13 protein-coding genes are annotated in these 14,052 nt (G+C 35.8%); 9 read left to right on the forward strand and 4 right to left on the reverse strand.

The annotated features are described in order from the left end of the window. The 9 genes from ileS to UABHE_RS05350 all read left to right on the forward strand — a co-directional run bounded on the left by ileS (position 1) and on the right by UABHE_RS05350 (position 9,657). On the forward strand, positions 1 to 3,135 hold the full coding sequence (gene ileS / locus UABHE_RS05310) for an isoleucine--tRNA ligase (protein ID WP_372369206.1): 3,135 nt from the start codon (positions 1 to 3) through the stop codon (positions 3,133 to 3,135). Between the two features lie 373 nt (positions 3,136 to 3,508). Next, positions 3,509 to 3,958, forward strand: coding sequence for an MAPEG family protein (locus UABHE_RS05315; RefSeq protein WP_372369207.1), 450 nt, complete (start codon positions 3,509 to 3,511; stop codon positions 3,956 to 3,958). A 150-nt stretch (positions 3,959 to 4,108) separates the two neighbouring features. Continuing rightward, positions 4,109 to 4,936 carry a DUF4388 domain-containing protein gene (locus tag UABHE_RS05320; RefSeq protein ID WP_372369208.1) on the forward strand — a complete coding sequence of 276 codons (828 nt, stop codon included), beginning with the start codon at positions 4,109 to 4,111 and terminating at the stop codon, positions 4,934 to 4,936. An 18-nt stretch (positions 4,937 to 4,954) separates the two neighbouring features. Beyond that, positions 4,955 to 5,416, forward strand: coding sequence for a hypothetical protein (locus UABHE_RS05325; RefSeq protein WP_372369209.1), 462 nt, complete (start codon positions 4,955 to 4,957; stop codon positions 5,414 to 5,416). 10 nt (positions 5,417 to 5,426) lie between these two features. Beyond that, positions 5,427 to 6,218: an SDR family NAD(P)-dependent oxidoreductase gene (locus UABHE_RS05330; RefSeq protein ID WP_372369210.1), complete on the forward strand. Its 792-nt coding sequence runs from the start codon at positions 5,427 to 5,429 to the stop codon at positions 6,216 to 6,218. Positions 6,219 to 6,247: 29 nt separating this feature from the next. After that, complete coding sequence (locus tag UABHE_RS05335; protein ID WP_372369211.1) at positions 6,248 to 6,541, forward strand: hypothetical protein; 294 nt, start codon at positions 6,248 to 6,250, stop codon at positions 6,539 to 6,541. Positions 6,542 to 6,589: 48 nt separating this feature from the next. Beyond that, complete coding sequence (locus tag UABHE_RS05340; protein WP_372369212.1) at positions 6,590 to 7,327, forward strand: class I SAM-dependent methyltransferase; 738 nt, start codon at positions 6,590 to 6,592, stop codon at positions 7,325 to 7,327. A 344-nt stretch (positions 7,328 to 7,671) separates the two neighbouring features. Beyond that, the gene (locus UABHE_RS05345; protein WP_372369213.1) at positions 7,672 to 7,959 is read left to right on the forward strand and encodes a four helix bundle protein; all 288 of its coding nucleotides are present in this window, start codon (positions 7,672 to 7,674) and stop codon (positions 7,957 to 7,959) included. A gap of 330 nt (positions 7,960 to 8,289) precedes the next feature. Further along, positions 8,290 to 9,657, forward strand: coding sequence for a hypothetical protein (locus tag UABHE_RS05350; protein WP_372369214.1), 1,368 nt, complete (start codon positions 8,290 to 8,292; stop codon positions 9,655 to 9,657). Positions 9,658 to 9,661: 4 nt separating this feature from the next. On the opposite strand, the gene UABHE_RS05355 is transcribed toward UABHE_RS05350, so the two are convergent. From UABHE_RS05355 to UABHE_RS05370, 4 genes are read right to left on the reverse strand one after another with little or no spacing between them, the layout of a single operon-like run. Next, positions 9,662 to 10,327, reverse strand: a complete 666-nt coding sequence (locus UABHE_RS05355; protein ID WP_372369215.1) for a hypothetical protein — start codon at positions 10,325 to 10,327, stop codon at positions 9,662 to 9,664. 9 nt (positions 10,328 to 10,336) lie between these two features. Continuing rightward, positions 10,337 to 11,365 carry a TrkA family potassium uptake protein gene (locus UABHE_RS05360; RefSeq protein WP_372369216.1) on the reverse strand — a complete coding sequence of 343 codons (1,029 nt, stop codon included), beginning with the start codon at positions 11,363 to 11,365 and terminating at the stop codon, positions 10,337 to 10,339. Positions 11,366 to 11,387: 22 nt separating this feature from the next. Next, positions 11,388 to 12,164, reverse strand: a complete 777-nt coding sequence (gene menH, locus UABHE_RS05365) for a 2-succinyl-6-hydroxy-2,4-cyclohexadiene-1-carboxylate synthase (RefSeq protein ID WP_372369217.1) — start codon at positions 12,162 to 12,164, stop codon at positions 11,388 to 11,390. 7 nt (positions 12,165 to 12,171) lie between these two features. Beyond that, a complete protein-coding gene (locus tag UABHE_RS05370; RefSeq protein ID WP_372369218.1) occupies positions 12,172 to 13,935 on the reverse strand; it encodes an alkyl sulfatase dimerization domain-containing protein in 1,764 nt (587 codons plus the stop codon). Between the last annotated feature and the right edge of the window lie 117 nt (positions 13,936 to 14,052).

A 14,052-nucleotide genomic window follows, 5' to 3' on the forward strand; every position in this document is an offset into this window, starting at 1 on the left:
ATGAGCTTTAAAGAAGTTAGCACTCAAGTAAGTTTCCCTGACGAGGAAAAAAAAGTACTCGAATTTTGGAAAAAAGAAAAAATATTTGAAAAAAGTATAGAAGAACGATCTGAAGATAAACTGTATAGTTTTTACGACGGCCCACCTTTTGCAACAGGGCTTCCACATTACGGCCACCTACTCGCGGGAATCATCAAAGATATTATTCCACGCTATTGGACAATGAAAGGCTACCGCGTTGAGAGGCGGTTTGGTTGGGACTGTCATGGTTTACCTGTCGAATACGAAATAGACAAAGCTTTAGACATAAAAGGGCGCAAGGGCGTTGAAGAATTTGGAATTGCAAACTATAACGACGAATGCAAAAGTATTGTACAACGTTACTCTAGCGAGTGGCGGCAAACAGTAGAACGCGTTGGGCGTTGGGTCGATTTCGACAACGACTATAAAACAATGGACGCCGACTTTATGGAGTCTGTGTGGTGGGTATTCAAACAATTGTGGGACAAGGATCTTGTATATCGCGGCTACAAAGTATTGCCATATTCAACTGCTGTGGCAACTCCACTGTCAAACTTTGAAGCGGGTTCTAACTACAAAGATTTACAAGACCCATCTGTAACTATTATTTTTAAAGCTACTGAATTAGAAAATACTAGCTTTCTAGCATGGACAACCACTCCGTGGACTCTGCCCAGCAATTTAGCGCTTTGTGTTGGTGCTGATATTGAATATGTTAAAATAAAGACTGACAAACACGATGGTTTTCTAATCCTTGCCAAAGAAAGATTGAAATCTTACTTTCCTAAAAACAAAGGTTTTGAAATTATCGAAACCTATCAAGGAAAAGATTTAGAAGGTAAAGAATACCAGCCTTTATTTCCGTACTTCTCTGAAAAACGTAGCGAAGGAGCTTTTAAAGTTCTAGTAGGTGAACACGTAACAACAGAAAACGGAACTGGAATTGTTCATACAGCTCCTGCTTTTGGCGAAGAAGACTTTAATATTTGTCAAAAATATGACATACCTGTAGTCATGCCAATAGATGACGACGGTCAATTTATCGAGCCAGTGAATGAGTTTTTAGGTCAGCATGTTAAAGCCGCTGATAAAAATATTATTAAACACTTAAAAGATAAGGGAGTCTTGTACAAACAAGATACCATTCAACACCGCGTTCCTGTATGTTGGCGTTCTGACACTCCTTTGATTTACCGCGCTATTTCTACGTGGTTTGTAAAAGTAGAGCAAATTAAAGAAAGAATTATAGCCAATAACAAAAAAACAAATTGGATTCCTGAACACTTACGCGATGGTCGTTTTGGTAATTGGCTCGAAGGAGCCAGAGACTGGGCTATTTCTCGCAATCGTTTTTGGGGTAATCCGATCCCTCTATGGATGAACGAAGAAACAGGAGAAATACTGTGCGTTGGTAGTATTGAAGAATTAGAAAAACTCACTGGCAAAAAAATTACCGACATTCATCGTCAACACATAGATGACCTTGAAATTCCTTCCCCTACAGGAAAAAAACCACTTAAACGCGTTCCTGAGGTTTTAGATTGTTGGTTCGAAAGTGGTTCAATGCCATATGCTCAAGCGCACTACCCTTTTGAAAATAAAGAAAAATTCGAAAAATCGTTTCCAGCGGATTTTATCGCTGAAGGCCTAGACCAAACAAGAGGTTGGTTTTACACTCTTTCGATATTAGGGACAGCTCTCTTTGACAAAGTACCATTTAAAAATGTAATCGTAAATGGTATTTTACTTGCTGAAGATGGCAACAAGATGAGTAAACGCTTAAAGAACTATCCTGATCCAAATTACGTACTTGATGAATACGGAGCTGATGCTTTACGCCTATATATGATCCAATCTCCAGCAGTACGCGCAGAGGATTTACGCTTTGCAGAAACTGGAGTAAAAGAAATTGTACGTCGTGTTATTCTTAAAAATTGGAATGCCTACAGCTTTTTTTGTAACTACGCTGTCATTGATGATTGGAAACCTAAAAATCAAAAAGTAGAGACAACAAACTTGTTAGACAAGTGGATCATTTCGCGTATGCAAAGTTTACTAAAACGCGTTGAAGAAGAAATGGCTGCCTACCGTCTTTACAATGTAGTCCCAGCGATACTCGATTTCGTAGAAGATCTCACAAATACTTATATTCGTTTTAATCGCAAACGATTCTGGGAACAAGGGCAAAGCGACGATAAAGAAGCGGCTTATCAAACTCTGTACGATGTCCTTCTTAGCTTATCAAAAGTAATGGCGCCTTTTACACCATTCCAAGCAGAAATTATTTATCAAAATCTTTCTCAACACAACGATAATCGCAAAGAAAGTGTTCACTTAGAAAATTTCCCAAATGCGAATAATAAACATATTCTTGGTAGTTTAGAAACCTCTGTGAGCATTATGCAACAACTCCTCGTAATGGTACGTAGCTTACGTGAAAAAGCTAAGGTAAAAGTAAAAATACCTCTAAAACGCATGACCATTGTTCACCGAACAGCTGAATTTTTAGAGAATGTAAAAGAACTTGAACACTACATGAAAGAAGAGCTTAACATTCGCGAAATTGAGTATTCTCAAGAAGAAGAAAAATATGTTGAGCTTAAAGCTAAAGCCAATGGTAAAGTTCTAGGCAAAAAACTAGGCAAAAAATTTGGCGTTATTAACAAAAAAATTCAGCAACTTTCTACAGAAGAACTTTTCAAATTAGAAAGTGGTAGAGAGATTGAAATTGAAGGTGAAAAAATCACCAGCGAAGGAGTCAATGTACACCGCACTCCGCAGCCAGGTCACGAATATGTCGCTTCTAACATTCACATTACTGTAGAAATTGATGCAAGCGTAGAAGAAGATCAAATGTTAGAAGGTTTGGCTCGCGAAATTGTAAACCGTATCCAGAAACTTCGTAAAACAGCAGACTTAAAATTAGACGATAACATTGATATTGAATATAGTGCAGAAAAAGACTTACAAAAAGCGATAGACAACCACCCTAACTATATAAAAGAACAAACGTTAGCAAAATCTCTAACAAAAGCAGATAAACCACAAGGTGATACTAGTGAAGAGTATGTAATTGACAAACAAAAACTTACTCTATCGATTAAAACGGTATAACTTTGTTATTGATCTGGTGAAAAATTCACCAGATCAATAATCGCTACTTTTTGAGGAAACGCGGCCTGTCATCAACTGTGAAAAACTATTCAAAATATAAAGTTTATATTTTATAAGACTCAACTGTAACCGTAATCATGAGCGTCACCGTGACCTTGACCGAAAATATAGAATTTATCGTACAAAAATATGAAATATTACGTTTTATACGTTAAGAATGTTACTATTTTTCGGCTACGATCGCGATTACGGCTAGGTTCACGGTCACAGTCACAAGCTTTTTAGCATAATGTTTTAATTGATGCGCGTCCTAAAACCTCTTTGTTTTTTACTATTTTATAAAGAACCATTACCAAAAGAATAGAGGTATCACATGTTAGATAAAAATCCTGCTTTTCATTATTGGGTGTTTCTATGCATATTCTTTTTTTTAAAAACGTTTCTAAATTCAATGATACAAGGATATAGTCGTTTTAAAGGAAATACGTTTATCAACCCTGAAGATACAGAACGATTCGCTGATAGCGACAAAGAAGTGATACAAAAATATAGAGATTTAGATGAACGTGCTGCTAGATGTTGGCGAAATGATTTAGAGAATATTCCTTTCTTTTTATTGCTCAGTTTGGCACTGGTAATACTAGGAGGTAACCCTCAATACTGCTTAGCATATTTTATTACATACGCAAGTATTCGCTTATTGCATACGTATTTTTACATGAAGGCAAAACAACCGCATCGAGGTGCTGCATTTGCATTAGGTAATTTAGTTACAATGAGCATAGTAGGGCACTGCATCTACATTATTTCTCTACATTATTAAATGTCAAACAAAATGGAATAAATCTACTATTTCAATTTATTTTAGATAATCTATATATTTATTATTTGGTGTACTTTTGCTTATTTTTTGATAATATATTTAGGTTGTTAAATACTTAACCTGTATGTGTTTCTTTGAGAAAGCAAAAGTATGTCCAACTTTCGTAAAAACGAAAACAACAAATCATTTGAGCTAAAAAAAACCAAACGAATACAAAGAAAAGGTCCTGATAGTCTAATTAGCCAAATAATTTCCATACAAAAAGGCGATAAAATTGCACGTAAGGTTTTGCCTGGAAATTATTTAGAATGCTTTCCTTTTCCCCGAATTCGTTTAAACAAAAAACAAGATTTTTATATTGGTCGTAGTGACGATAATGATTTAGTTCTTAAATCTTCCGATGTCTCTCGCAAACATGCTGTTGTTAAATGGAGCATAGAAGATAATGCTTATATAGTTTGCGATTTAGAAAGTGCAAATGGCATTTATGTCAACACACAACCATGCGAGCGTCGTATGCTAAAAGACAAAGACACAATTCTTGTAGGTGAGCACAACGTCAGTTATTATACAATAAGTGAATTAACAAATGGCAAATCGGGAAAAGGTGCCGAAACAACTATTTTAAAAAAACGTTCCGATGTCATTGAAAAATTATCTCTTCAAGGTAGTTTAGATACACTCGACCTTGGAACTGTACTTCAAATGATCGCCACGGAGAAAAAAACCGGATACATAAAAATAGAAGGTAAAGACGCCCGCGGTTATATTCATTTTAATGATGGTTTTGTAGTTCATAGTGAGGTGGGAACCCAAAAAGGCGAAGAAGCATTTTTCCACATCATGGAGTGGAATTCTGGTAACTTTAACTTTGTTCACAATGTCCAACCAATACAGTTTACAATGGACGATGAAGTGCAGTATTTACTAATGGAAGTGGCTCACCGTCAAGATGAGCAAAGTAAAACAGAGTATTAACCAATTAGGGAGTATTTCGTGCCTCGCTCACCTATTTTGACCGGCCTCAATCAAAGTAAAGTACGCGAAAGTCGAGATAGAAAAACTTCCTTGAATGCAAACAACAACAATGATCTTTTTTGTTGGCTCCAAAAAAATATTTCTCCTCAAATCGAAATTATAGAATCTATTAATCTTTCGCAATATTTTCGACAAACAAATCACATCAAAATTCCTGCCGCAGAACGCTTAAGAAAACTTGCTATTTTTTTAGAAGAGATGCAAGCATCTTATGATTCTCCTATGCGTTACTGGTTGGCGATTAATCGAGTTTATCTTGCCGCGCTAAAGTTGAATGCTCAAGATGTGTGGATATATCATTCGCAAGCAGCAAAGTGGAATTATTTAGGTTACATTCTTGAAGCCACAAAAGAAATAGACGAATCATTGTATCAACGAATTATTGCAATCAACAATTCTATATCAAAACTATCATGGTGATGAAATTCTTATGAAAAATGCAAAAAATATTCTAATTACCGGAGCTACCGACGGAATTGGAACCTTAACAGCTCAGGCTTTAGCTAAATTAAATCACAATATTTATATTCACGGACGCAGTCCCAAAAAAATAGCTGAAACAATTTCTAAAGTAAAAGCAGAGTCGGGGAACAATAACATTTATAGTTATCAGGCTGACCTTGCTTCTTTTTCTGAAATCAAGTCTATGGCTCAAAAAATCAAGGAAGACAACCTTTTAATTGATGTATTAATAAACAATGCTGGTATGGCTGGCGGTAAAGAACGCCGCGAAAGTAAAGATGGTCTAGAAGTTTGTTTCCAAGTAAATTATTTAGCGACATTTTTACTAACCCATTTACTCCTACCACACATAAAAGAACGAATTGTAAATGTTTCCTCGCTCGGTCAATATCATATTGACTTTGATGATGTGATGCTTGAGAAAGAATATGACGGCATTCGCGCTTATCGTCAAAGTAAACTGGCGATGATAATGTTTACATTTGAGCTAGCAAGAAACATTAACGATTTAATTGTCACAAGTTTACACCCAGGATCAATGCTCAACACCAAAATAGCGCAAGAGATGTTTGGTACCGCAAGAGGCAATGCCAATGAAGGAATAAAACCTATTGTATCCTTGGCGTTAGAACAAGGTGACATTCATGGAAAATTTTTCAATGGCACAGCAGAAGCAAAAGCATTGCCACAAGCATATGACGAAGAATCTTGTAAAAACCTGTGGAATTTAAGTAAAGATCTTGTTGGTGATTTTTTATAAGAGGTGGCAAAGTTAAGAAAGGAATTCTTATGAGGTTAGCATTTATATTACTTATCATTACTCTTTCAGGGTGTATCAACACACGTGTTGGAGATTTTACAGTATTATCAACGAAAAATGTTGATACAAGTAATTATATTGTTGTTGGACGTTTTGAAAGTGAAATAAAAAACGATGTTAAATCTGCTGTTGATGATTGCCTTGAAAAAGGTGGTGGCAATATTTTAATCAATGCAGTCGTTGAATACCGTGAAAGATTCTTTAGTGGTTATGTTGTTATTGGTGATGTATGTATTAGAAAAAAAGCATTTCCTTTAGATTAAAACGCGACTCATGACAATTAGTATTATAATTGACCCAAGGAGAATAACTTGAGAAGTAAACGTTCATTTATCGCTCATCGTAGCCATGCTTTTTTTAATCCTATAAGTGAAAATAAAATACAAAAAATTATTAGCGAGCTAAAGTTACCACAAAATGCATCAGTAATAGATATTGGGTGTGGTAACGGAGAACTTCTTTATCGAATTGCCCAACAATATAAAATACATGGTACCGGAGTTGATATTTGCGAAGCTAGTTTACAACTAGCAACAAAACGCAATAAAGATGTTAAAAACATGCAGTTTGTTGAATCCGATGGAAAAGATTTCTTAGAAAAAATTGCTGATAGCTCATTAGATCTTATTATCTGCACAGGATCATCACACGCTTTAGGCGGGTACAAAGCAGCGCTAAGTATGATATCCTCCCGTGTAAAAAAACACGGACAAATTATATTTGCAGAAGGCTACTGGAGACAAAAACCGCACTCTGAGTATTTAACATTTCTCCAAGCAACAGAAGGCGATTACAATTCTCACTGCGAAAATATTGAACTAGCCACGGAGCAAAACCTCATTCCACTATATTCATACACAGCAAGCACCGAAGACTTTGACAACTACGAATGGTTATATTCGCGATCTATCGAAGACTATGCGTTAGAAATGCCTGAAGATAAAGACAATGAAGGAATGCTTGCGCATATTCGTGCATGGCGTAAACACTACTTAAAATATGGACGCGCCACACTGGGGTTTGGTATCTATTTATACCGAGTGATGTAAAACTTTTGGTAGTTCATATCATGTAGTGATGTTTTCTAAAAACTTCTTTTTTGATATAATTTAAAATAAAAAAGTAGTTATCAGAAAAGAAGATATGAATGAAATGCCCGAAATGTGGCTCGAAGAAGTCTATAAAAAATGGAAGCGTGTACGGAAAAGCGCTCTTTGGTTATTCATTCACCATTATAATTCTTTACTACAGAACCAGGTACTGCTGACGAATTAATGCTATAAAAGAATATAAAGCCTTTGGAAGTTTTGTCGCTCTGTGATTTAGAATAGAAGGATCTTAACCTTAACCATAATCATAATCCTAATTCTTAATCTTAATCTGGAGCGTTGAAATGGAAGCATATTTTGACCACGAGAAACTGAAAGTATACCAACAAGCAATAGAATTCATAAAATGGTGCAATCCTATACTAAAAAAGTTACCAAGAAAATTGGCTGCGCTCTATCAGTTGGATAGAGCATCAACCTCGATTGTTTTAAATATTGCAGAAGGAAACGGAAAATATACACCTAAAGATCGCTACTTTGATATTGCTAGAGGATCTGCGCTTGAAAGTGCTAGTGCTTTAGATATAATAATTACCAAAGAATACTATCCTAAAGAGCAAATTAATTTGTGAAAAAATATGCTGCTGTCAATTGTCTCAATGCTCGTTGGATTAATCAAGGCAACCTCCAAAGATCGTCTTTTTTAAAGGATTAAGATTAGGATTAAGAATTTCTTGAACCTACAGATTACTCAATTATGTCCCTGTTCTTGCTATGTATAAAATCGCTTTTACAAAAATTTTCTTACTTAGTTTGGTGCTCTTATATACTTTTAAAAAATACATTATTATCTTAATAACAGCAATTCAACAGCACCTAATCACTACATGATATGAACTATCTGATAAGTCTCACAACAAAAAACAGTAGTATTTCGCATAGCTGACGATAGGGAGATTCTTATGAAAATAGAAGAGTATGTGCCGCAAAAATATATGAAGTTAACGAAAGTAGACATCGACGAAGATATACAATCTTTTAAAATATTCAAGAGAATGTTACGCATTGCTATTGTCTTTGTTCCTATTGTTGTTATTCTTTATTATAAATTTTTTACTTTTGCACTTCCAGGTTATGCAATCGCGGTATTCATAATTTTAGGATTGTTCGCTTTTATTTTGACTTTACACATACCATTTTATTTCTTCATACATTCTCTCTTAAAAAACTTAGCTCCTCAAGTTGCCTTATTAGAAGTAGGTGATTCATTGTTTTTAAGGCTATTCTTTGTACACACAGGAAAATTTGTTGAGTATAATTTCAGTAAAAGAGAAATTATTGATATTGAAGTTACCTACAATGAAGAGTTAAGTATAAAAAATACGCAGTACGAAATGACTTTTATTGTTAATAAGTACCAAGGTGCCGCTATTGTCTTTAGAATGGTTATTGAAGATATACGCTCACGCGATAGAGTTCTTGATTTTATGAAACGCTTATGCCAAATACTTGAACTTCCACGTGGTGATGTGCAGCAAGATGAATTACAATTTTTAAAGATGCATTTTTCTAAAAGTGTAGCGACAGAATCGACAAATAATGTAATCGATACAGAAGATGTAGACAAAGAAGAGAATATCGCCGAGCTTTATGCATCTGGTGAAAATATAAAAAATGAATCGCGAGGAATTGATGCAGAAAAATGGTCGCCAGATGTGCACATACTCACAGGAAAAATAATTTCTTATGTTCCTAATAAAGAGCTAGCTGTACATTACAAGCAAGGAGATGAGGCTCTTTTCTTGATACTAGCGCGTGTTGTAGGAATTGTTGCTGTCGGAGGTTTCCTGCAATACCTTTTCGCGAGTCACTTGTTTTTAAATGCATCTCTTGTTATTGCATTTTTTGATGCCTCAAAGCAGTATAAAAAAGCGCGCGAAAAAAAGTTATTCGATCCAGATCAATGGTACTTTAATTTGCAGCAAAAAAAAATATATCGTACTTTAAAGGGAGAATGCTTGGAATACGATATGGCGAAAGCAAATAGAGTACTTTTTTATAAAATCACAACAACAACAGAACATACTGACTCTGATGATCGAACGACAAGAACAAGCCGTTACAAATCAATTATCAAATTACAAGGTATTGGAGAAACAGGCTACCTAAAAGTAGCTGAAACACCGAACATTTCGAACTCTGAAGAAAGTTATAAGAACGGTCTTGCTTTTACTAATTTCATTTCGCAATTGCTTGAAATTCCGATGTTTTATAGAGATGAAACGCATGAAAGTTATGCTAATATTGAGAGGTCTCATGGTAAACAATAACAACTTATAGAATCATGGCTGCAAACGCTCTCTGCGCATAGAGTTCTAGTTCCTTTGTTATAAGACGAGGAGATTCTAAGTAATTGTTTATGATAGATTCTACTCTTTTCGGATGATACGGCTTTAGATGACCAAGTCCATGAAGTGCACTTTCTATACATGCAATATTTGGTAAACTGATGGCAAAAGTAAGTGTTTCAAATATTGGATCTACTAAATATTCATGTTCAGGAAACATAGCTGCACTTTCTAAACCATCAATATCCCAAAACATGTAGCACACGTTATTAATGGGATTTGAATCTTTTAAATTATTGCTTAAGTGTCCATAGTGATTAGAACATTTTACTTGAAACACTTCGCTATAAAGACTTTTTATCGATGTTACCCATTTAAGTTGAAGGTTTTTTGGTACTTGTGACTCGCGAGCGCTGTGAAAATAGTTAGATCCTATGCTACAAATAAAGATCAGACCTTGATTTATTTGCTCATCACTATATAACGAAATCAACTTATTGCTTTGTGAAAAAAGTTGTTGGAGATACTTGGCAAGCTCGATTGATTCAGGTTCATAATCATCAAGGTCTTCATCCCAATACCACTCAGGTTTTGTTATTGGACGATCAAAACAGTAATCTCTCCATTTGTCAAATGTCATTTCTTTGCTCATTATTTAACCTCAAATTTTGTGTAGTTCATCGCGCGTTAAACGGCGTGTTTGATTGACTTTTTCGCGTACACCCATCACAATGAGTGTGTCGTTTTCTTTGAGTACAGTTCTCGAAGCGGGATTGTAATAAATATCTCCGTTACTGTTCATAATAGCCAAAATAAGTAAGTTAAACTTTTCTTTAAAATTAGACTCTGCTATTGTTTTACCAATTAACGGAGAGGAACTATCGACGCGGATTTCTTCTATGCGCATTGTTCCTCCAGAGTGGCGTAACATTTTGTCTAGAAAACTCACCACAGAAGGACGTATCATTTCTGATGCCATGCGTAGTCCACCAATTGCATTGGTACATATAATGGCGTTGGCTCCTACGCGTTGAAGTTTTTCTTTCATTTTAATACATGAGGTTTGCGCTACAATGCGTATGTTTGGATTTAGTTGTCTTACCGATACCGTAATGTATAGATTGTCTTTGTCAGAAGAGGAAGTAACAACGATACCTTTGGCGTTTTCAATATTGGCTTCTAGTAACAAGTCATCATCAGAAGGATCACCATTAATCCAAAAAACAAGGTTTCGCGAAAACTGTTTGGTGAAATCTTCGGCGTCTTCATCTATTACAACAGTAGGCACTTCGGTTTTCATTAATTCTTGTACTACGTGGAGGGCAATCGGACCGGATCCACATACGATATAGTGATCTTTTAAATCAGACATAGCTCTTTTCATACGTCGTTCCTTTAATATCTTGACAAGCTCGCCTTCTACGAGGAAGGCCGTTGTCAAACTTATACAATAGCCTAAAACGCCAATACCAAACAACATTAAGAACATTGTATATATTTTTACCCAGATGTTGCTGACATCGACTACTTCTCCATAACCTACTGTTGTTAGAGTTATAACTGTCATATACACGCAATCAATAAAACTTTCTTCACCGCCTGATATAAAGTAGTAGCCACAAGAACCAAATACAATAGTCGAGCTAAGTAAAATTATAATAGTAAGGATTTTTTTCTTTACATCGGACATAAATTTCCCATCATATCCTAAATTATTTTTGTTTTAACAGTTGAAAATAGTTATTTACTATATCACTAAAAACTTTTGGTTGCTGAAAGTGAGGCATGTGACTACTATTTTTTAGAGTAAATACTTGCACATGTATGTTTTGCTTGAGTCGCTGAGCAATCGCTGTGTATTTTTTATCTAACTCTCCACAAACGTAAAGTAGAGGTTGCGGTTTGTTTATGCATAACCATGGCCACATATTGGGTTGTTTACCGACACTCATAATGTTTAATCCTTTTTGCATTTCGACAAAATTTCCTTGCAGTCTTTTGGTGAGTAGTTGTTCATAGTTTTTATGCTCAGGAATTCCAATAAACAGAGGTTGTTTATACCACTGTTGCAAGAATTGTTTTTGGTCTTTGCCTTTTAATAGTTTCTGATCGCGATTGTAGCGTTGTTGCGCTTCTTTTTTGTCTTCTATTCCTGGAGATGCACTGATACAAATTGCTTTTATAATTCGTTGTTTGTAACGTTTTATTATATCTAGGGCTATACGTCCACCCATTGAGTAACCAATCAAATAGAACGATTGTGCTTCAATTTCGCGAACAATCATATCAGCTACATCGGTAAATGTATACACCTTGTTTTTATCACCAATTAAAGAGTTACCATGTCCAGGAAGATCAATCGTTGCGCAATAAAAGTTCGCTGACCACTGGTGAATAAATGGTTGCCAGTCTTCTCCTGACCCTAGCATTCCATGAAGTAGTACTAAAGTAGGGGCATTTTTATTACCGTGGTATTTTATTGAAAGCATCAGCGTTTTACCCTTGGTTACGGTTAAATTTTTTGAGAAATTTTAAGAAAGCGACTTTGCCCTCTATTGATAATTTACCGCTGGTAATTGCTGATGCAGCTTGTTGTTTGTTGAGTGCGAGTTTTTTCCAAGTCATTGAATCAGTGCGGACAATTGCTATTGGTTTTGGAGTATCAGGGAGGCTTTTTTCTAAGACTAATTCTGCAATACCGTTTCGCACAGTAATGATAAATTTTTCTTTAGTATCTTCCATATGAAACTCTACTGTTTCATGTACATTTATCGATTTTTCAGGAATCAATTTTGAGCACATTATGGTAAAAATTACTTTTAGAGGGACTTGTGCTATTAATGTATCATCTAACTTAGATAGCGGTAGAGCTGATTTTCCTTGCGCTAGTTCGTGTGCTCTTTCTAGCAAATATGCGCGGCCATTGGTATTGAATACCTTTTTGGCTAAATCTTTGTAGCATAGAGATAGTTCTGAATTTACAGTGTGGTTTTGCAGTCCACTATCGCGTAGTTTTGCAAGAAGGTGTATCGCCCATTTTATTTCCCCAGTTGTGCGTGCTTTTTTAGCAGTAGCAATTACCTTTTTTGCGCCCCCCATAAGATCAATTTCGCGTTTGGCTGATTCGTTTTTTGCAAGAGGATATAGTTGATCGCTGTTACCATCAAACCAACCTAATTCGTTGGTGTAAATTGCGCGTACCGACCAATCGATTTGTCCGTAGAGTTCCTGAAGATTTTCTGCTTGTGCTAGATGACTAGGAAGTGCTATTTCTTCTGTCATTTTTGCGAGACTTTCACCGCGATTAGCTCTACGAACTACTTCGTCGCGAATCCACTGTATTGCGTCGCGATAATCGCGAAGAGATTTGCGTATATTTTCTTTGCCAATAACAGGGTGAGTATGTGAAGGAACTAAATATTGGGGATCATAACTACGCATTTTATCGAGACTTTGAATCCATTCGTCTACAGGACGTGGCTGTGTTCCGCGGATAGTGTATAAATTCGGAAAAGCATGATAGTAGTTGTCACCTGGCATAAGTATTTTTTGTTTTGGTAACCATACAAATAGCTGATCGTGGGTTTCACCGTGTGCTTCTACTAAATGAATCTCTTGTGAACCGATTTGTAAAATTTGTTTGTTACTAAAAGTATGAGAGGGAATACGCGTTCCATTTTCGAGTACTGCTTCTAAATCTAGACGTTTTCCAATGGCGGAAATTGGCAAATCTTTTTGAGCAACGTGGCGACCAAATTGCCTCCAACCTCTTTGTCTTTCTGTTGGTGTAAACAATCCATATTGTTTAAATAAGTGTTCAGCAAAGGCTTTAGTTGCCCAGACTTGTGTCCCTTTGTCAATCCATACACTTGCACCTCCCATATGATCAACATGACTATGAGTATAAATAACTGCCGCAGTTTTTTCCATCATGTGTTCTTTAAGAGCTTTTTTTATTTGTCGTGCTCTTTCAGGGCATGAAGCCGTATCAACAATAACATTGCCTGCTGTTGTGCGAATAAGTATTACATTTGCTAAATCGTAACTGAGTGCGACAAATACATTTTTGGTTACTTGCACAACGCGCGGTTTGGCGATTATTTTTTTAGTCTGATGCTCGAGTTGCTTTGGGAGAATTACAATGCGTTGGTCGTTTACTTGCTGCGAAGGAACATATGTGATATAAGAGAAGTATCCCCAAATAGTAGCAGCTATCGTAACTAAGGTAAGTAGTATGTAGTGAATTTTTTTTCTATTCATTATTTATCCGATCTTTTACTTTAAGGGATATGGCAAAAATGATAGATTATTTTTGCCGCATCCTAAGAAATGGGCTGTAGAACTATACGCGTTACCTAGCTATTGACAAAAACATAA

The organism is Candidatus Uabimicrobium helgolandensis (assembly GCF_041508025.1).
GTDB lineage: Bacteria > Planctomycetota > Uabimicrobiia > Uabimicrobiales > Uabimicrobiaceae > Uabimicrobium > Uabimicrobium helgolandensis.

Bases quoted from the DNA above. Each gene is read 5' to 3' on its own strand.
- UABHE_RS05355 (WP_372369215.1), bottom strand. From the start codon at position 10,327: ATGAGCAAAGAAATGACATTTGACAAATGGAGAGATTACTGTTTTGAT.
- UABHE_RS05350 (WP_372369214.1), top strand. From the start codon at position 8,290: ATGAAAATAGAAGAGTATGTGCCGCAAAAATATATGAAGTTAACGAAA.
- UABHE_RS05360 (WP_372369216.1), bottom strand. From the start codon at position 11,365: ATGTCCGATGTAAAGAAAAAAATCCTTACTATTATAATTTTACTTAGC.
- UABHE_RS05370 (WP_372369218.1), bottom strand. From the start codon at position 13,935: ATGAATAGAAAAAAAATTCACTACATACTACTTACCTTAGTTACGATA.
- menH (WP_372369217.1), bottom strand. From the start codon at position 12,164: ATGCTTTCAATAAAATACCACGGTAATAAAAATGCCCCTACTTTAGTA.
- UABHE_RS05335 (WP_372369211.1), top strand. From the start codon at position 6,248: ATGAGGTTAGCATTTATATTACTTATCATTACTCTTTCAGGGTGTATC.
- UABHE_RS05320 (WP_372369208.1), top strand. From the start codon at position 4,109: ATGTCCAACTTTCGTAAAAACGAAAACAACAAATCATTTGAGCTAAAA.
- ileS (WP_372369206.1), top strand. From the start codon at position 1: ATGAGCTTTAAAGAAGTTAGCACTCAAGTAAGTTTCCCTGACGAGGAA.
- UABHE_RS05330 (WP_372369210.1), top strand. From the start codon at position 5,427: ATGAAAAATGCAAAAAATATTCTAATTACCGGAGCTACCGACGGAATT.
- UABHE_RS05345 (WP_372369213.1), top strand. From the start codon at position 7,672: ATGGAAGCATATTTTGACCACGAGAAACTGAAAGTATACCAACAAGCA.
- UABHE_RS05315 (WP_372369207.1), top strand. From the start codon at position 3,509: ATGTTAGATAAAAATCCTGCTTTTCATTATTGGGTGTTTCTATGCATA.